The 19,058-nt window shown below is 71.3% G+C and carries 11 protein-coding genes; 1 reads left to right on the forward strand and 10 read right to left on the reverse strand.

Annotated features, from left to right (window positions below):
* Positions 1–12: 12 nt before the first annotated feature.
* From DIZ27_RS33265 to eccD, 8 genes are all read right to left on the reverse strand, one after another.
* The gene (locus DIZ27_RS33265) at positions 13–384 is read right to left on the reverse strand and encodes a hypothetical protein (protein ID WP_109382133.1); all 372 of its coding nucleotides are present in this window, start codon (positions 382–384) and stop codon (positions 13–15) included.
* 2 nt (positions 385–386) lie between these two features.
* Positions 387–842, reverse strand: coding sequence for a YbaB/EbfC family nucleoid-associated protein (locus DIZ27_RS33270; RefSeq protein ID WP_109382134.1), 456 nt, complete (start codon positions 840–842; stop codon positions 387–389).
* Between the two features lie 181 nt (positions 843–1,023).
* Positions 1,024–4,908, reverse strand: a complete 3,885-nt coding sequence (locus DIZ27_RS33275) for an AAWKG family protein (RefSeq protein ID WP_181383809.1) — start codon at positions 4,906–4,908, stop codon at positions 1,024–1,026.
* A 113-nt stretch (positions 4,909–5,021) separates the two neighbouring features.
* Positions 5,022–5,486, reverse strand: a complete 465-nt coding sequence (locus tag DIZ27_RS33280; RefSeq protein ID WP_109382135.1) for a type VII secretion system-associated protein — start codon at positions 5,484–5,486, stop codon at positions 5,022–5,024.
* Between the two features lie 115 nt (positions 5,487–5,601).
* The gene (locus tag DIZ27_RS33285; RefSeq protein ID WP_109382136.1) at positions 5,602–5,910 is read right to left on the reverse strand and encodes a WXG100 family type VII secretion target; all 309 of its coding nucleotides are present in this window, start codon (positions 5,908–5,910) and stop codon (positions 5,602–5,604) included.
* An 84-nt stretch (positions 5,911–5,994) separates the two neighbouring features.
* Entirely contained in the window at positions 5,995–6,330 is a 336-nt protein-coding gene (locus DIZ27_RS33290) for a hypothetical protein (RefSeq protein ID WP_109382137.1), read from the reverse strand.
* 454 nt (positions 6,331–6,784) lie between these two features.
* Positions 6,785–8,374, reverse strand: coding sequence for a type VII secretion protein EccB (gene eccB, locus DIZ27_RS33295; protein ID WP_109382138.1), 1,590 nt, complete (start codon positions 8,372–8,374; stop codon positions 6,785–6,787).
* 48 nt (positions 8,375–8,422) lie between these two features.
* Positions 8,423–9,829: a type VII secretion integral membrane protein EccD gene (eccD, locus tag DIZ27_RS33300; RefSeq protein WP_109382139.1), complete on the reverse strand. Its 1,407-nt coding sequence runs from the start codon at positions 9,827–9,829 to the stop codon at positions 8,423–8,425.
* A 405-nt stretch (positions 9,830–10,234) separates the two neighbouring features.
* Between eccD and eccCa the strand changes: the two genes are divergently transcribed.
* Positions 10,235–14,290 carry a type VII secretion protein EccCa gene (gene eccCa, locus DIZ27_RS33305; RefSeq protein WP_219933675.1) on the forward strand — a complete coding sequence of 1,352 codons (4,056 nt, stop codon included), beginning with the start codon at positions 10,235–10,237 and terminating at the stop codon, positions 14,288–14,290.
* An 80-nt stretch (positions 14,291–14,370) separates the two neighbouring features.
* Here the strand turns inward: eccCa and DIZ27_RS33310 are convergent, their stop codons facing one another.
* The gene (locus tag DIZ27_RS33310; protein WP_109382140.1) at positions 14,371–15,615 is read right to left on the reverse strand and encodes a S8 family serine peptidase; all 1,245 of its coding nucleotides are present in this window, start codon (positions 15,613–15,615) and stop codon (positions 14,371–14,373) included.
* Positions 15,612–18,929, reverse strand: a complete 3,318-nt coding sequence (locus DIZ27_RS33315; protein WP_109382141.1) for a right-handed parallel beta-helix repeat-containing protein — start codon at positions 18,927–18,929, stop codon at positions 15,612–15,614. The genes DIZ27_RS33310 and DIZ27_RS33315 overlap by 4 nt, the downstream gene beginning before the upstream one ends.
* Between the last annotated feature and the right edge of the window lie 129 nt (positions 18,930–19,058).

The raw sequence follows: 19,058 nt of genomic DNA on the forward strand, positions 1-19,058 counted from the left end.
GCGGTGCGGAGGTCAGCGGCGGCCATGCCCGCCCGAGCTGCCGCCCAGTCCATCGGTGTCGATGCGGCTGGTGCCCTTCTCGATTTGCTCGATGTTGTGGTCGCGGGTGTCCTTCATCATCCGGACCTGGCTGACCGTGGCGTCGGTGATGCTCACCAGCGCGTCGCGGATGGACATCATGGTGTCCTTGGTGGTCTGCCGTTCCTTCTGCTCCTGCGGTTTGGCCTTCTCCGCGAAGTCGCCCTCCGATCCCGGCCAGTTCACCGTGGGTGCCAGCTCGTCGAGGAACTCCTCGGTCATGCTCCTGGTCAGGGTGCCGATCTCCTCCAGCTGCCCGGCCAAGGCCTCGATGCGCTGCGGGTCTACGTAATACCGCTGTCCCATCGTCAGTCCTCTCCCTCTTCGCCGAGTGCGTCCCGCCAGGCGGGGGCGGTCCGGCCGCCACGTGCCGGGTCCTCGTCGTCCTCGCGCAGCACTTCAGGACCGAAGATGCGCTCCCAGTCCAGCTCGAAGCCCTTCAGCTCAGGCACGCCGCTGCTGGGCTCGGCGAAGGGCGCCATGGCCTTCATCACATGCCGGTTCATCTTCAGGCGCGCCGCGCTCGCAGCCTCCAGGACGCTGGCGGCCAACTCCTGCGGGGACATGTTCCGGTACTTGTCCTCCAGGAACTCGATCCCGGTCAGCTCGCCCTGGGGGCCCGCGGTGGCACGGACCGCACGGTCGGAGGACAGCGACGAGAACGACGCGGTCCGCAGCTCGCGCTCGGTGTGCGCGACTGCCTCCTGGGCCGCCTGCAGTTCGGCCATGGCCCTCTCCAGGCGCTTCTCCAGTGGTTCCGTCACGCCCGCTCCCCCCTTTTCCGTCGGTCTCTCCGCAGGTCCGGACATCCTGGTCCGTACATCCGCCCTGGTCCCCGGCCCGTCATCTGCTCCGCCCATCCTGCCTGGTGAAGGCGCTGGTACGGAAGCCGGAGCCGGGTGGGTTTCGTCTCCGCGTCATGGCCACCCGGGACCTGAGCGGCCGTCATCGCCCGATCACGGCCGGGGTGCCGCCCTCCTCGGTGCCCCACACGTCCGCGTCCCCCTCCAGGTAGTCGGCGGAACTGGTGGACCTGCGGCGCGGCTCCGCCTCCTCCTCGGGGGCGTCGCCGCCGGTGGTCGCCACCCGGGAGGCGGGGGCCAGGAAGGTGTCGCTGTCCTCCTGACGGTTCCACGGGCTGCGGCGCCGGCGGTTGCGGCGCTCGCTCTCCTCCGCCGCGTCGACCAGGACGGCGCGCACCCGCTCGCCGTTGCCCTTGTCACCGCCGCCCGCGCCCATGCCGCCCATGCCGCCGCCCATCGGCATGCCGGGGCTGCCGGGCATGCCCGGGGCGCCGGGGGCGCCGGGCTGGGCTGAGGTGGCGAGCGGGGTGCCCGTGCCGCCGGTGACGCCGTCCGAGAGGGGGTCGGCCGCGCCGAGGCCACCCGGGGAGAGGGAGCCCGCCTCGGAGAGCCCGCCGCCGAGGGCGCTGGTGCTCGCCTGGCTCCCGCCGACACCCAGGTCGGAGAACGGCACCTCCCTGGTGGTGGCGGTGGTGCCGCCGCCGGTCGCGTCGAGCCCTCCCAGGCCGCTCGACCCGCTCAGGCCCCCGAGGCCGCCGGACCCGCTCAGGCCGCCGAGGTCGCCGAGGTCGCCAAGTCCGTCGAGGACGCTCGAACTGTCTGTATCACCGCTCGAGTTGAGATCGTGCAGGTTCACCGTCTCGGTCTTGCCCTGCGGGTCGGTGACGGTGGCGATGCCGGTGTCCGGGTCGATGACCTGCCTACTGCCGTCCGGGAAAGTGTGGGTCAGCTGGCCGTTGTCCAGGGCGGTGGTGGAGCCGTCCGGGTTCGTCACCGTCGCCCCGTGGGTGAGGTCGGTGGTCACGGTGGAGCCGTCCGGGCCGGTCACGGTGAACGTCCCGATGTCCGGGTCGAAGACGCCCTTGCTGCCGTCCCCGAACGTGGTGGCGAAGTCGTCGTTGACGAGCGCGGTGCGCCCGCCGGTCGGAGTCTCCAGGCCGGACAGGTTGGTGTGGAGACTCCCGAGGTCGCCCAGGTCACCGATCGACTCGGTGGGCAGGCCGGCGTTGATGTCGCCGAGCCCCCCCAGGTCCGTGGGGCCCCCAAGGCCGTTCTGACCGTTCAGGTCGCCGAGACTGCCGAGGTTCTGGGTGACGGTGGCGCCGTCGGGGCCGGTGGAGACGGCCTGGCCGGTCGYGGGRTCGACGACCTGGGTGCTGCCGTCCGGGAAAGTGGTGGTCAGCTTGCCGTCGTCACCGAGGGAGGTGACCGACCCGTCCGGATTCGTCACCCCGGTTCCGTCGCCCAGGTTCCGCGTGGTGACGCTGCCGTCCGGGTGCGTGGTCGTGACCAGCCCGCTCTCCGGGTCGACGGTGCTGGTGCTGCCGTCCGGGAAGTCCGAGGTGAGCTTGCCGCCGTCGAGATAAGCGCTGCCGCCGGTAGGGGTGTCGATCGAGCCGCCGGCGCGGGTGTTCAGGTCGCCGAGACTGCCGAGGTTCTGGGTGACGGTGGCGCCGTCGGGGCCGGTGGAGATGGCCTGGCCGGTCGCGGGGTCGACGACCTGGGTGCTGCCGTCCGGGAAAGTGGTGGTCAGCTTGCCGTCGTCACCGAGGGAGGTGACCGACCCGTCCGGATTCGTCACCCCGGTTCCGTCGCCCAGGTTCCGCGTGGTGACGCTGCCGTCCGGGTGCGTGGTCGTGACCAGCCCGCTCTCCGGGTCGACGGTGCTGGTGCTGCCGTCCGGGAAGTCCGAGGTGAGCTTGCCGCCGTCGAGATAAGCGCTGCCGCCGGTAGGGGTGTCGATCGAGCCGCCGGCACTGGTGTTCAGGTCGCCGAGACTGCCGAGGTTCTGGGTGATGGCCGGGTTGGCGTCGTTGGCGGCCTTGTTGGTCCCGCCCGGACCGTTGTTGAGCGCACCGAGACCGCCCAGGGTCTGGGTTATCGGAGGCAGGGGGGCGGTGGACCCCTGTTGGTTCCCGTTCTCGCCACCCGGGCTGTTCAGATCGCCCAAACCGCCCAGGGTCTCGGTGACCGCACTGTTCACGTCACCGGGTCCGTTGCTGCCGGGGCCACCCGGGCTGTTCAGGTCGCCCAGGCCACCGAGGCTTTCGGTGACCGGTTTGTTCCCGTTCAGCAGGGCCTCGAGACCGCCGAGGTTCAGCTCCTTGCCGCCACCGGGACCGCCGGGACCGTTGATGTTGCCGAGGCTCTCCCCCAGCGCCTTCGCCTGGTCGTCGGCCTGACGCTTGGCCTCGTCCGCCGCTGCCTTCTGCTCCGCCCGCAGTTTCTCCGCGTATGCCTTGTCCTCCGCCCGCAGCTTCTCCTGCTCCGCCCGCAGCTTGTCCGCCTCGGCCTTGTCCTCCGCCCGCTGCTTCTCCGCCTCCGCCCGCAGCTTGTCCGCGTAGGCCTTGTCCTCCGCCCGCTGCTTCTCCTGCTCCGCCCGCAGCTTGTCCGCCTCGGCCTTGTCCTCCGCCCGCTGCTTCTCCGCCTCCGCCCGCACCTTCTCCGCGTATGCCTTGTCCTCCGCCCGCAGCTTCTCGTAGTACTCCTTGTCCTCCTTGGCTTTGCGGTCCGCCTCGTCCTGAGCGTCCTTGAGCTTCTTGTCCGTGTAGCCCTCGGAGGCCGTGCTGGTCGACTTCGGTTTGGGGATGTTGTCGGAGAAGTCCTTGCCCAGCTCGAGGAAGTGGTTGTTCAGGGCGGACTGCACCTTCGCGGCGGGCTTGCCGAGGTACTCGTCGATGCCCTGGAACCAGAGCTTGACCGCAGCGTCGCCGACCTTCGCCCAGTTCGCGATGTCGGTGAGGTCGCCGTACTCAGGATGCGCCTGCTTGAACCCCTCTTTCGGCCTGTGGGTGATGACCGTGCTGGCTGCGGGGTACATATAGGTGGACGACTGGATCTCCGTCTTGTCGATGTTCTCCCTGTCCACCCACCGACCGAGCTCGTCGAGGACGTAACGCAGCACTTCATGCGGGTCGTAGTACGGGGATTTGGCCCAGGTCAGCCAAGCGTCCAACAGTTTGTTGGCGGAGTCCTCCAGGTATGCGCGGCCCAGAGACAAGGCGCGTGAGTACACCGTGTTGCCGGTGCCGGCCTTGTCTCCGGTGCCCGACGTGGCGTTGAAGGTCTCGACGTAACTGTCGTAGTTCTCGCGGATCTTCTTCAGCAGGCTGCGGAAGACCTCCGCCGCCTCGCCCTTCCAACTCGCGTTGTCCCCGGCGAAGCGGTCCTCCCAGTCCTTCAGCACCCCGGCGTGATCCGTGAAGAACTTGGCCGCGAAGTCGAACGACCGCCCTGTGTCGTCGAACGAATCCAGGTCCACCACGTTGGCCGCCGGGACGCCCAGGTCGCTGAACCGGGCGTCCTTCGTGCTGCCGGTCAGCAGCTCGAGCAGCGCTGCCCGCGGCCCGTTCATGTACCGGGCGAGCGCCACGGTGCTCATCTTGTCCTTGTTGTAGTCCGTGAACTCGTTGCCTTCGCGGACCTGGGCATCGTGGACGTTGTCGGAGTCGGGACTGGCGAAGATGACCTCGTCACCGGCCTTCACACGGCCCTCGAAGACGATCCGGGCCTGCCGGATCGAGTGCGGCTTACCGCTGTCGAAGAACCAGATGTCGTAGTCCTCGCCCTTGTTCATCAGGAAGCCGGATTCCTGGACGAGCAAGCGGAGGGGCCTCTCCTGGATGTCCATCCGGAAGAGTTTGCCGCCGTGATCGGATCGGAGCGTGTCGAAGACGGTGCTCCGGTCCGGCACCGGATAGCCGGTGATGTGCGTGACCAGAGCGGCCCAGGTGTCATTCGGCGTGTCCGTGACCTTCGCGTACTTCGCGACATAGTCGTCGGAGTCCTCATCGTATCCTTTGGCCACTGTGCACTCTTTCTGGTCGGTTGTCCTTCGTGGCGGCACACCACGTCCTCGCGCGGGCGCACAGCCGGGCGTCTCTCACGCAGGCGAGCCGGGCGGCACGCGCCGCGCAGGACTCAGGTGCTCTTCTCGCCCGACGACCCGCTGGTGAGCGTGTCGACCTCTCCGAAGGTCTGCAGCAGCGTCTGCGCATCGATCGCGTCGATGTTCTTGTTCTTGGTCTTGTTGGCTTCGTCGATGGTCTCGGTGAGAGCCTCCTTCAACTCCTTGAAGAGGTCCATCTGGTCGCCCAGCAGCTTGTCGATGGCCGTGGCGGCGGCGCGGACCTCCGCCATCAGCTTCGGCCCCGAGACCAGTTTGTCGGTGGCCATCTTGCCGATACGCAGGAGCTGCTGGTCCTGGTCGAGGTTGTTCTCGGTGGTGTGTCCGTCGATGAGGTCGCCGAGCGGCCGCACGTCGGGCCCGTTGCCGTCGTTGCGGTGCTGCTTCGCGGCGGTGTACACCGGCTGCACCTCGTGGTCCCGGAAGTTCTCCATCTGTTTGAGGTCGAAATGCCTGACGTCGGCCTTCTCACCGGCCATGGGACGTCCTCCTGCCGTTTGGTGCCGGACGGGGATACGGGGCGGCCGGGCGGGCCTCTGTGCGAACGGCGACCCGACGGGCGGGCGTGCCGGCTGCGAACGCGGACGCCGGGGCCTAGCGGGCCCGCACACTCCCCCAGTTGTCGGCGCTCCTGCGCTCGTCACGGGAGTGGTTGTCGTGGATGGTCTGCACCAGCTCGCCGCTGTCGCCGAGGAGCAGGGCCATGTTCTTGGTGGCCTGGTCCCACTCGGCCTGGACCCCGCGGTACATCTGCTGGTCATCCCCCTCCCAGGAAGTCACGAGCGGCCTCAGCTCGTCCTCCAGGTTGTTGAGGGTCGTGATGATCTGCCGAGTCTGGTCCTTCAGCTCCTCGATCGCGTGCCGGACCGTCGAGTACTGCACATCGATGATGCCGTCGGCCATGACTGCTCCTCTCGGGTGGCCGGGCTCCGGGGCCCGGCGAACTCACGTGCTCCGGCCTCCGGGGGCCGGTGCCGCGGGGGTGGGTCAGCGCAGCGCTTCGAAGACGCCCTGGCTGGTCTTGCTGTTGAGTACCTCGGTCAGGTCCTGGTTCTCCTTCGCCAGGCGGTTGGCCGAGGTCACGTTCTCCTGGAGCGCGTCGACCATCTTGCTGATCTGGACGACGACCTTCTGCGCCTCGCCGTTCCAGCTTCGGAAGAGCTTCAACAGGGCCTGACCCTCGTCGCCGCCGACGCCCGAATGTGCCGCGATCTCCGCGACGTTGTTCTGAATCTTCTCGACCGCGCTCCGGGCCGACTCCAGGGAGGAGACTCCCCCCAAGCCCTTGGCATAGTCCGCTTTCCTCGCGCCAGTGTCCGCCACGTCGCGCTCCCTTCCTTCAGGCCAGTCTTGTTGCACCGTTGCCCCGCCGAGGCTAAAGAGAACCCAGCGTTCCGCGCAACGTGTGTGGGGAAGATTTGAGCATAGGTCAATTTAGCAGAATCCTTACATGGCAACGGAGTTGTCCCAATGTTTCCATGGGAGGAACCTGCCGCTCCCGAACGGCAGGACTACGGGACGGCAACCCTGCACCGGGCAACACGAAACGGACGGAAAACGGGCAGGCAAATCAGGAGAACGGTCATCCGGGCGGCCCGCTTTCCGGTCGATGCGCACGCACATGCGGGATTCCACGGGCGCGACCGCCCGAATACCTGAGCTTCATTTGAGGTTTCCCACTGCGGTCGGCTCGCGAGTAATCGACCTCCGCCGGTGCGGAGTTACCCGTCCGCCACATTTCCATTTCCTCGACAGCGCATGGGGGCATTTGCCTGGATCAGGTCGCGGAGTCCGCCGTGCCGGCTGCGTCGGGAGCATCCCCCGTGTCCGCCTTGTCCGCCTCGTCGTTGCCCTCCGTTGCTTCGGCGCCGCACTGCGGAGCCGTGACCCGGGTCTTCGCGGCACCCGAGGCGGCGGCCGGGTCGAGGTCCGCGCCGGTCGGGAGGGCGGCGAGCAGCGGTGCCGGGACCGAGTCGACGTCTCCGTCCGCGTACCCGAGCGCCGCCAGCGCGTCCTTGGCGGGGACGCGGTACTTCACGCCGTTCTCCGCCACCAGATAGGTCGTCCCGGCGTGCGCGGCACCGCTTGCGTGCAGGGCCCTGACCAGGGCGCCGCGTCCTGGCCGTACCACCGTGGCGTCCGTACGGACACAGGCCGGACTCAGCGGCTGAGCGGTGCCCTCCGACACCACGACCGGGGCGAGCCGGTTCAGTTGGACCAGCACCGACCTGATTTGGGTGCCGCCGTTGTCCCCGTCCACCTGCGCACAGAGCGCGGTGCCGCGCGGCGCGGACTGCGGTACCGGCGGCGTGTCCGGCAGCTCCGCGGATTCGGCGGGGGCCGAGCCCTTCGCCCGGTGCGTGCGCAGCGCGTCCGCGCCGACGGCGCGCGCCTCGGGCGACTGCCCCTGGTAGGCGTCCTTCTGCGTGGCCGGATCACCCAGCACCAGGGCGGCTCCGAGCCGGGTCAGCGGCACCAGCCCGTCCTTCTGCAACAGGTGGTAGGTGCTGCCGCCGCCGGGCACACTGACGTTGAACACCTGGCCGATCCGGCTGGCCTCGCCACCGAGAACCGGTCCTTCCTCACCGCGCCCCGGAACCGCGGGCGGCTTGAGGGCAGGGCCGGGGGCCAGCGCGTCCAGGAAGGCCGCCGAGACCGGCATCGGCGGCTCCGAGCCGTAGCCGAGGGCGTTGCGTGCGTCGGAGGCGCGGTCCAGCGGCAGCCTGCTGCCCCGCCACACCAGGTACTCGTTGTCGCCCGGGCCGCTCACGAGCACCCCGCGGTCGCCACCGACATTTCGGGAGTCCAGTGGCGCCCCGGCGACCACCGTGGTGGCGCCCGGCTTGTCCACCCCGGTATCCGCCACGGCACCGGAGGTGCTGGGCAGTGCCCCGTCCGGGCCGGTCACGCACATGTGCCAGGCGTCGTCGTCGAGCTCACCGGGTCCGGGCACGGTGTCCGGTGCGCCGGGTATGCCGGCCGGGGCCCCCACGGGGACGTCCCGCAGCGAGGCGGTGGCGACGTCCACGGTCGCGAGGTCCGAGCCGCCGATCAGCCTCGCCGAGGCGTAGTTGCGCACCGGGTGCAGTACGCCGTCGGTGCCGGTCCACAGGTACCGGGCGCCGGTGTCACGGTTGACGACCAGGTGCTCGCCGTCACGCCAGCCGTCGTTCCCGCCCGGGCGCAGCAGCCCGAAGACCGTGGCGCCCGCGCCGACCAGTACGGTCACCAGTACGCCGAAGACGACCCCGCGGGTGGTACGCCCGAGGGGGCTCTCCGGGGCATCCGGGTCGGCTGTCAGCAGGCCCGAGCTGAGCCTGCCCATCATGAAACTGTGGGCCTGTACCTGGTCGCGCTTGGACTGCACTGCCTCTCCTCACCAACTCGTTTCCCATGTCCCGGCGTGCGGGTGTACTCAGCCGAACAGGCCGCGCAGCCAGCCGAAGAGACCCGCGCCCCACAGGCTGAGCGGCAGCAGCGCGACGGCGAAGAGGGTGTGGGCCAGTTCGGCCGCGCGGCCCCAGTACGGCAGCACCCGGCGGCCGGGCACAGTCCAGGAGGCGGTCACGAGTCCGGCCGCCGCGGCGAGCAGCACCGCGAAGACCACCAGGCGCCCGTCGGTGTCGCTGTCCGCCGCCCAGGCGCGGGCGAGGAGCAGCAGTCCCCAGATTCCGGGCACCGCCAGGGCCAGCCGCTGCCCGATGTGCACCAGGCCCCGGGAGTGCAGGAGGAGCAGCAGGCTCAGCGCGAGCGCGGTCAGCACCTCGGGCAGGTCCGGGTGCTCGGCGAGGACGGTCAGGGCGGCCGCGGCGATGACACCGGTGGCGGCGAAGAGCGCGGCGACCCAGCGTCCGGCCAGTTCGGTGCGCTCGGCCACCTCGTCGCCGGAGTAGGGGTCGATGCCCTCCTGGAGTTGGTCGGCCGAGGACGGCAGGGCGGGCATCCGCATCCCGGCCAGCTTGAAGGCGAACGGCGCAACCGCCCCGGCGGCCAGCACGACCACCGTCGCCACCAGCGCCACCGCGGCCGGCGCACCCAGGCCCGTGTATCCCATCAGGGCCCCGGCCATGGCGGTGGCCACCGAGACGACCGCGGTGGCCAGCAGGGCCGGGGCGCCGACTGCGGTGGCGGCGAGCGCGATGACCGCGCCACCCGCGCCCGCGGCGCCCGCGGCGAGCAGTCGCGCTCCCACGACCTGCGTCGCGTCCGGGCCGGTCACGTCGCCACCGGGCAGCACCCAGCCGGCGATCGCCAGGCACGGAGCGACCATCAGACCGAGCGCGGTCGCGGAGAGGCGGTCGCCGACGGCGCGGCTGGCGGAGCCCGCGCCCGCGAGCAGCAGCAGCCCGGCGACGGCCGCGCAGGCCGCCCGGGAGGGGTCGGAGCCGGTCACTCCCGGCCAGAACACCAGTACGAGGGCCACCGCCACGGTCGCCACGGCGGTGCCCACCAGCAGGCCGCGGGCCGCCCCGGGGTGCCAGGTGTGCAGCCGCCGGCCCGCGGTGTCGGCTATCCCGTCCACCAGGTCGTCGAGTCGCACCTCGGGCAACGCCTCGGTGTGCGGGCGCAGATAGAGCACGGACCCGTCGGACAGCCCGGCGCCGGCCAGGGTGGTCTCCTCGTCGAGCGGGGCGTCGCCGAGCCGCTGGAGCGTCCAGCCGGCGTGGTCCAGTCCGGCCTCCTCGGCCTCTTGGCCGACGTAACGCAGCAGCGTGGGCAGCAGGTCGGCGACCGGGACGTCGGCGGGCACGGCCAGATCAACGGTGACGCTCGGCGCACGTACGGTCAGGCGGCACGACTCGGCCACCGCACTGTCGGTCATCAGCTGAACTCTCGGCTTCCGTGGAGGCTTTGACAGGAGGGCTCCCCCGGGAGGAGGGGATGTGCGAACTGTACGGAAGGTCCGTACGGCCGGGAACGGTTGCCCGGCAGGGAAAATTGCGTCGGCGCACACCGCGACGACAGCCCCCGCGTGGACAGTTCGCGTTCCGTGAATGCAGACTACTGCCTACGACCACCGGGTCGTATTGCGGATCGGACTCACTATCCGGTATGCAATTGGCCATCAAGGGAGTTGCTCCTCCCCCACTGTCCGCCCGAAACATTCATCCGGTGTTCACCGCGACACGCAGGACCCGGAGAATCAGCGCGGTGCGGTCTTTCCCACTACCGGGCGCACCGGTATTCGGTACGGGCCGGGAAGCCGTAAAACCGGAGGTTCTGTTCCTTGAGTGTGGTGCTGTTCCGCCGTCCGGCCCGCCGTCGCGGCCCGGAGATGCCCGAAGGGCAATTGACCCTCCAGGAGCCGCCGGTCCTCGCCGAGACCGTGCCGGACACTTCGGCGATATGGACCTATTTGCCGATGGCTCTCATGTCGGTGTCGATGATGCTGATGTTCCTGCGGCCCGGTGGCGGCAACGGCGTCTTCATGTATCTGGCGATGGGCGTGATGGCGCTCTCCGCCGGTGCCATGCTGCTGGGGCAGTTGATGCGCCGCTCCAGCGAGCGCAAGCAGCGCCTGAAGGGGGAACGCCGCGACTACCTCCGCTACCTGGCGCAGACCCGCAAGCGGGTCAGGACCGCCATCGCCGAACAGCAGCGGGCACTCGCCTGGCGCCACCCGGAGCCCAACTCGCTCCGTTCGCTGGCACGCACCTCCCGTCTCTGGGAACGCCGCCCGGCCGACGAGGACTTCGGCGAGGTCCGTCTCGCAGTCGGCGAGCAGCAGCTCGCCCTCACCCTGGAACCGGTCTCCACCCGCCCGGTGGAGGACCTCGAACCCCTTTGCGCACACGCCCTGCGTCGCTTCATCCGGGCCTACTCCACCATTCCGGAGCAGCCTCTCGGCCTCTATCTGCGCTCCTCGGCCCGGATCCTGCTGCGCCCCGAGGAGACACCGGACGAGGAGTCCGCCGAGCCGGGCACCCCGTCGCGCGGGGAGAACGGCGGGGCCGTCGACCCCGGCGCCGACGCCGTACGCGCCCTGGTGCGCGCCGTGCTCGGGCAGCTCGCGGTGTTCCACGCGCCGGAGGAGCTGTGGCTCGCCCTCTGCGTCAGCGACGAGCGGCGGCCCGACTGGGAATGGGTCAAGTGGCTGCCGCACGTGCTGCACCCGCACGAGGAGGACGGCGCCGGCCAGGTGCGCCGGATCACCGCCGACATCACCGAGCTGGACGACCTGCTCGGCGCCGAGTTCGCCGAACGCCCGGACTTCGACCCCGACGCCCGCCCCGGACGCGACGAGCCCTACACGGTCGTCGTCCTCGACGGCGTCACCGTCCCCGAGGGCCACCGCTGGGAGGGGCACGGCTACCGCAACGCCCTGGCCCTCGACGTCTCCGGGGCGCTGCGCTGGCGCCCCGGCCGCAACACGCTGCGGCTGACCGCCGGTCCCGGCCAGGTGAGCCTGGTACGCACGGACCGCAGCCGCAAGGAGCGCTCCGTGCCGCTCGGCCGGCCGGACCGGCTCGGTCCGCTCGGCGCGGAGTCCCTGGCCAGGCTGCTCACGTCCCGGCGGATGAGTCTGGGCACCGACATCGCGCAGCCGCTGGACTCCGACGTGGAGCTGACCACCCTCCTCGGCATCCCCGACCTGCACCGGCACGACCCGCAGACCCTCTTCGACCGGCACACCGGCTCCGCCCGGCTGCGGGTGCCGATCGCGGTGGGGGTGGACGGCCGCCCGGTGGAACTCGACATCAAGGAGTCCGCGCAGGGCGGCATGGGCCCGCACGGCATGCTCATCGGCGCCACCGGTTCCGGCAAGAGCGAACTCCTGCGCACCCTCGTCCTCGGCCTCGCCCTGACCAACTCCTCTGAGACCCTCAACTTCGTCCTGGTCGACTTCAAGGGCGGCGCCACCTTCCTCGGCCTGGAGGAGCTCCCGCACACCTCCGCCGTCATCACCAACCTCGCGAACGAGGTCGCCCTGGTGGAGCGTATGCAGGACGCCCTGCACGGCGAACTCATCCGCCGCCAGGAGCTGTTGCGCGCCGCCGGCAACTACACCTCCGCCTTGGAGTACGAGCGGGCCCGCGCCGCCGGGGCGGACCTCGCCCCGCTGCCCAGCCTGTTCGTGGTGGTCGACGAGTTCAGCGAACTGCTGTCCGCTCACCGGGAGTTCATGGACCTGTTCGTGATGATCGGCCGCCTGGGCCGTTCCCTCGGGGTGCATCTGCTGCTCGCCTCGCAACGCCTGGACGAGGGGCGCATGCACCAGTTGGAGAGTCACCTCTCGTACCGCATCGGCCTGCGCACCTTCTCCGCCATGGAGAGCCGCGGCGTGCTCGGCGTACCGGACGCCTACGAGCTGCCGGCCCAGCCCGGCAGCGGCTACCTGAAGTCCGGCGTGGGAGCCCTGACCCGGTTCCGTGCCGCCTACTCCTCCGGGACGTACCGGCGCCGTACGGGCGCGGTCGTGCAGGCCCGGGTGGCCAGCCAGGTGGTGCCGTGGACGAGTGGCTGGGTGGTGCCTCGCACCGTGGAGCCCTCGGCCGAACCGGAGCCGGAGACCGAGGAGAGCGGCGACGAGGAGGCTCTGCTCGACGTGGCCCTCGACCGGCTGCGCGATTCCGGCCCCGCCGCGCACCAGGTGTGGTTGCCGCCGCTGAAGGAGCCCTCCCCGCTGGACGCCCTGCTGCCCGGCATCGCCCCCGATCCGGAGCGCGGCCTCAGCGCCGCCGGCTGGCCCGGCACCGGCAGGCTGCGGGTCCCGGTCGGCCTCGTGGACAAGCCGTTCGAGCAGCGCCGCGACCCGCTGGTCGTGGACCTCTCCGGTGCCGGCGGCCACGTCGCCGTCGCGGGCGGCTCGCAGAGCGGCAAGTCCACCCTCACCCGCACACTGATCACCGCCCTCGCCCTCACCCACACCCCGGCCGAGGTCCAGTTCTACTGCCTGGACTTCGGCGGCGGCGGACTCTCACAGCTCGCCGCTCTCCCGCACGTCGGCGGCGTCGCCGCGCGGCTCAACCCGGAGCGGGTGCACCGGGCCGTCGCCGAGGTGATGACGCTGCTGGCACACCGTGAACAGTTCTTCGTGGACCACGCCCTGGACTCCATGCAGTCCTACCGCCGCCGGCGGGCCGCCGGGGAGTTCCCCGACGAGCCCTTCGGCGACGTGTTCCTGGTGGTCGACGGCTGGTCCACGGTCCGCCAGGACTACGACGGCCTGATCCCGAAGTTCAACGAACTCGCCGCCCGTGGCCTCAACTACGGCATCCACCTGCTCATCACCACCACCCGCTGGGTAGAGCTGTCCGCCCAGGTCCGTGACCAGGCCGCCACCCGTCTCGAACTGCGGATGGGTGACCCGATGGACTCCGAGATCGATACCCGCAAGGCCCGTTCGGTGCCGCGCAGCGGCGGCCGCGGCATCACCGCCGACAGCAAGATGCACTTCCTCGCCGCTCTGCCCCGCCTGGACGGCAGCGGTTCCCTCGACGACCTCGGCGAGGGCGTCGCCCACCTGGTGGCCGAAGTCTCCCGGCACTGGTCCGGCGCACCCGCCCCGCAGGTACGGATGCTGCCGCACCGCCTCCCGCTCGCCGAACTCCCCGCCCCCGAGGCCACCGAAGGCGGCGGCATGCGTCTCCCGCTCGGCATCGACCAGGAGTCGCTGGAGCCGGTCTGGCACGACTTCAGCCGTACGCCGCACCTGATCGCGGTCGGCGACACGGAGAGCGGCAAGACCAACCTGCTGCGCCTCGTGACCAAGGGCATCATCGCCCGCTACGCCCCGAACGAGGCGAAGATCATCGCGGTGGATTACCGCCGCACTCTGGTGGACGCCATCCCGGAGGAATACCGCATCGGGCATGTGATCTCCCTGGACAACCTCACGGAAACCGTCGACGGTGCGGCCCGCGCCCTGAAGACCCGTGTGCCCGGGGCGGACATCGCCCCCGCCCGTATGCGCCAGTGCGACTGGTGGACCGGCCCGCGTCTCTTCATCCTGGTCGACGACTACGACATGGTCTCCGGAAACTCCTTCCAGAGCCCCTTCGAGCCGCTCTTCGAGAGTCTGACCCTCGGCTTCGAAATGGGCCTGCACCTGGTCGTCGCCCGTAGCGCGATGGGAGCAGGGCGCGGCCTCAGCGATGCCCTCGTCCGCCGCCTCGACGAGGCCAACAACCCCGCCGTCCTGCTCTCCTGCCCGCCCACGGAAGGCCGTCTGTTCGGCAACGCGAAGCCCCTCAACCTCCCTCCCGGCCGGGCCCTGCACATCGCCCGCCGCAAGCCGCGCCTGATGCAGACGGCGCTGGTCGAGGAGAACCAGGGGCAGTAGGACCGGGCGAACGCGACAACGACGCCCTCCCGGAAGGACCTCGGGAGGGCGTCGTGTCGTTCGGTGCTCGGCGTGTCAGCTCATTCCGTTCCCGTTCCGCCCGCTCCCGCCGGACGCCAGCCCCGGGCGCGGGCCCGGGTGACGGCGAATCCTGCCCACAGGACGGCGAGGACGGCGGCGGAGCCGAGGAGGACGAGGAGGGTGGCACGGCTGGTGGCGCGGTCGGCGGCGGCCGTGTCGCGGACGGTCACGGGATCTGCGGCACGCTCGGCACCGGGGGGCGAAGCGGGGGCGCCGAGCACCGTGGTGACGGCGGCATAGGGATCCAGCTGGGGAATGTCGGCGGGGTAGGCGGTGGCGGTCAGACGGCGGATGACGTCATCGGGCGCCTCGCCGGGATGGGCGGCGCGAACCACGGCTGCGGCCCCGGCGGCGTAGGCGGTGGCCACCGAGGCGCCGGCGCCGAGGTAGTGGCCGTCGCCGCGCGGGCCGCCGGACACCACCCCGGCGCCGGGGGCCACCAGGTCGATGCCGTCGGTACGCGGGGAGCCTTCCGGACGGGCACCGGCGGGAAGCATGTCGGCGACCGAGAGGACGCCGGGTTCACCCGCCGGCCAGTAGGTGCGGGACGGGATCTCGTCGGTGCCGCTCCGGGGCGGGTCCGGGGTCGCTGCGGCCACGACGACCGCGCCCGCACGCCGGGCCTCGGCCACCGCGCGGTTCATCGCCGCGTCCCGGCGAGGCAGGGCCACCGCGACCGCAATCACGTCGGCCCGGGCGGCGGTCGCCTCGTTCAGCGCCTCCGCCACCAGCGCGGGACTTGCCTGACCGCGCGGGTCGGTGCCGCGCAGGGCCAGGATCTTCGCGTTCGGGGCGACCCCGGCCAGACGCGGGTTACCGCCCCCGTTCCCGGCGATCAGCCCGGCCAGGAACGTGCCGTGCCCGACGCAGTCGTCACCGGCCGCGCCCCGGGCTGACACCCGGCCGCTGAGCCCGGTGGCGTCGGGGGCGGCACCGGTGTCGATCAGCGCGACGGTGATGCCCTCACCGGTGCTGTGCTCGTGCAGCCGGTCCAGGTCGAGGCGCTGGCGCGACCAGTCCTGCTTCTTCGCCTTCTCCCGGGAGGCGGGTGTGCAGGCCACCTGATCGGCCTCCGGATCGAGTGCGGAGGGCATACCGGGCAGTTCCTGGCCCTTCTCCCCGTCGGCCGCCGGCATGCGCGAGGGGGGCGCCGCCTGGGCCGGCACGGCCGCGGGCAGCAGCAGGGCGGCGGCGAGACCGGCGCCGGACAGCAGGCGGGCGGCCCCGCGGGCGGGCGGCCTCACCGGGGAGCCGCCTTCGGTGCGGCGGCCGTGACGTCCTCGGGACGGAGGATGCGCAGGTCGTCCAGGGTGGGCGCGGCCAGCGAGCTGAGCCGTCCCGCCTGGCGGGTGACCATCGACTCGACCACCTGGCGGGCCAGCCGGGCGTTGCCGAAGGAACGGTCCCGGGGCAGCGAGTCGAAGTACTCCATGAGCAGAGGTCCGGTGCCGGGTCCGCACTCGTACCCCATGTTCGAGGCCTGGGTGCGCACGATGGTGACCAGTTCCTCGGAGGAGTAGTCGGCGAAGGCGATCCGGCGCGGGAAGCGGGAGGCCAGTCCCGGGTTGGAGGCGAGGAAGCGCTCCATCTCGTCGGTGTAGCCGGCGACGATGACGACCACGTCGTCGCGGTGGTCCTCCATCAGCTTCAGCAGGGTGTCCACCGCCTCCTGGCCGAAGTCGGCGCCGCCGCCGCGCGGGGTCAGGGTGTAGGCCTCGTCGATGAACAGCACACCGCCGCGGGCCCGTTCGAAGACCTCGCGGGTGAGCTGGGCGGTGTGGCCGATGTAGCGGCCGACCAGGTCGGCGCGGGCCGCCTCGACCAGCTGGCCCCGGTCGAGTATGCCGAGCTGGGTCAGGACCTCTCCGTAGAGGCGTGCGACGGTGGTCTTGCCGGTGCCGGGCGGGCCGGTGAAGACCAGGTGGTTGCTGAGCGAGGGGACCGGCAGCCCGGCCGCGGCCCGGTGGCGGGCCGTGGTGATGAGGTTGACCAGGTCCGCCACGTCGCGCTTCACCTCGGCCAGGCCGATCATGTCGCCGAGGCGGGTCAGTGGGTCGTCGTCCGGTGCGGCGGGCTCGCCGGCCTTCGCGGCGGCAGTGACGGAGACGTCCTCCGGCAGCAGCAGTCGCAGATCGCGCTCACCGACCTGTGCCTGCGTGGAGAGCCTGACGGCCTGCCGGTCGACCATCTCCTCGAACACTTGGCGCGCGGCACGGCCATTGCCGAAGCCCTCGTCCCTCGGCATCGCGCCGAAGTGGGTGGCCAGCGCCGCCGCGGTGCCCTCGCCCAGCTCGTACTGGTGCTGGGCGCACATGCTCTCCATGATCGCGACCAGGTCGGGCACCGAGTAGTTCTCGAACTCGACGGTCCGTGAGAAACGGGAGGCCAGACCCGGGTTGGAGCCGAGGAAGGAATCCATCTGGCGGGAGTAGCCGGCCGCGACCACCACCACGTCGTCGCGGTGGTCCTCCATCAGCTTCAGCAGGGTGTCCACCGCCTCGCGGCCGAAGTCGGCGCCGCCGTTGCCGCTGTCCGCGGTGAGCGTGTACGCCTCGTCGATGAACAGCACACCGCCGAGAGCCCGTTGGAAGGTCTCGGTGGTCTTGATCGCGGTGCCGCCGACGATCTGCGCGACCAGGTCGGCACGTGATACCTCCACCAGGTGCCCGCTGCGCAGCGAACCCAGCTCGGCCAGGATCGCCCCGTAGAGGCGTGCGACGGTGGTCTTGCCGGTGCCGGGCGGGCCGGCGAAGATCAGGTGCCTGCTCATCGGCGGTGCGGACATGCCGAGTTGTTCGCGGCGCTGGGCGAGCTGGGTCAGGTTGACCAGGGTGCCGACCTGTTGCTTGACGTTCTCCAGGCCTATCAGCGCGTTGAGGGCGCCGAGCGGGCCGTCCGCACGGTCCGGCGGTGGCGCGTCCGCAGCGCCGGAGCCGGCCGGGTCGGTGTTCTCCGCGCTGCCGGTGCCCCAGGCGTCACGCTTGCCGTTGCCGACGCTGTTCAGGCCCTCCACGGCGAGGCGGTCGCCGGGCGCGGTCTGCACCAGGCCGCCGCCCTCGTTCTCCCGGGCGAGGCAGTTGACGAGCGAGACCGGCGCGGTGGACTCCACCCGGAAGCCGTCCTGGGCGCCGCCGGTGGCCTCGCAGCCGCTGAGCGAGGCGAGCGCGCCCTCGAGGAGCAGGAAGGCGTGGCCCTTGGGGGCGTGCACCGCGGTGCGGTTGGCGGTCAGCTCGCCCCCCGCGGCGACCACGACGCCCTCCTCGCCGGACATCTCGACGCGGAAGTCGCGGACGGTGACGTTGCCCCCGTCCTCCACGACGAGGCCGCTGGTGGCGGTGTCGGAGACCCCGCCGCCGGCCAGGTAGAAGGTGCTGCCGGAGGCCACGCGCACACCCGCGCCCTTCGGCCGGACGATCTCGCAGTCCTCGGCACGGCCCCGGGCGTCCCTGGTGGCCGTGACGCCGTCGCCGGAGGGCTCCACCAGCCGGGCCCGGCGCAGCAGTGGGTTGGCGCCGCCGAGCACCGAGACCGCGGGTGAACCGCCGATCACCTCGAGCCGGTCCAGTTCCGGCGCGGAGTCCTCCTCCAGGAGCAGCCCCGCCCCGTCGCAGTCGCGGACCGTCAGTCCGGTCAGCGCCGGGGAGGCGGCCCCGGCGACCCGCACCGCCGCGCCCTGCGCGCCGTCCACCCAGCAGTCCTCGAAGGTGCCGCGCGCCCGGTCGGTGACCAGCATGCCGTGGCCGCGGGTGCGCGAGACGCGGCAGCGGCGCAGCACGGGGTCGGTGCCTGCGGCCAGCGTGATCCCGTTCCCCGAGGCACCGGTGACACGGACGTCCTCCAGCGTCGTACGGCCCGCGCTGCTCAGGTGCACACCGGTGCTGGTGTCGTGCACCACGGTGCGAACCACCGAGACGGCGCAGTTCTCCTCCAGCGCGATGGAGGGCTTGTCGGTGGAGGAGATGTCGCAGTCCTCGACGCTGCCGCGGGACTCGCCGTTGGCGAGCAGTCCGTTTCCGCGGGCGCCGCGCACCGTGCAGTCACGGACGCGTGCCTCGCCCAGCTCCGCGAGGACCAGGCCGCTGGTACCCAGGTGCTCGAACGTGCAGGATTCCACGGTGGTGGGCGCGTTCGAGGTCACCACGATGCCGGCCCCCTGCGGGTTGCTCACCCGGCAGTCGCGCAGCGCGAGGGAACCCGTGCCCCCGGCCAGCATCGCTGTCCAGGCGGCGCCGACGACCTCGCAGCCGTCGAGCGCGGCCTGACCGCGCCGTACGTCCACAGCCGGCAGCTCGGCGTCGCCGCCGCGCAAGGTCAGTTCGGAGAGCATCACGGCGTCGGCGCGCAGCGCGACCACGCTGCCCGAGCGCGGCCGGATCTCCACGGTGCCCCGTCCCTCGGCAGCGGTGAGGGTGACCCTGGTGTGGATCACGAGGTTCTCCGCGTACGTCCCGGGCCGGACGCTGATGAGCGCACCGGTACGGGCAGCGGCGAGTGCCTCCCCGATCGTCCGGTAGCGGTCCCGGCTATCGGGGCCGACCGACAGTACCTGGCGCGACACGCACCAACCTCCTTGCTACGGCAACGTCTTCAGCGAGCGTCCCCCTCTTCACCGGGAACGCGTGTCGGGGAGCCGACGGTGCCATCATTCCTCGCCTCCCGGAACGTGCGGGTTCAGGGAGCGGTGCTC

Source organism: Streptomyces sp. NWU339 (genome assembly GCF_003143855.1).
GTDB lineage: Bacteria > Actinomycetota > Actinomycetes > Streptomycetales > Streptomycetaceae > Streptomyces.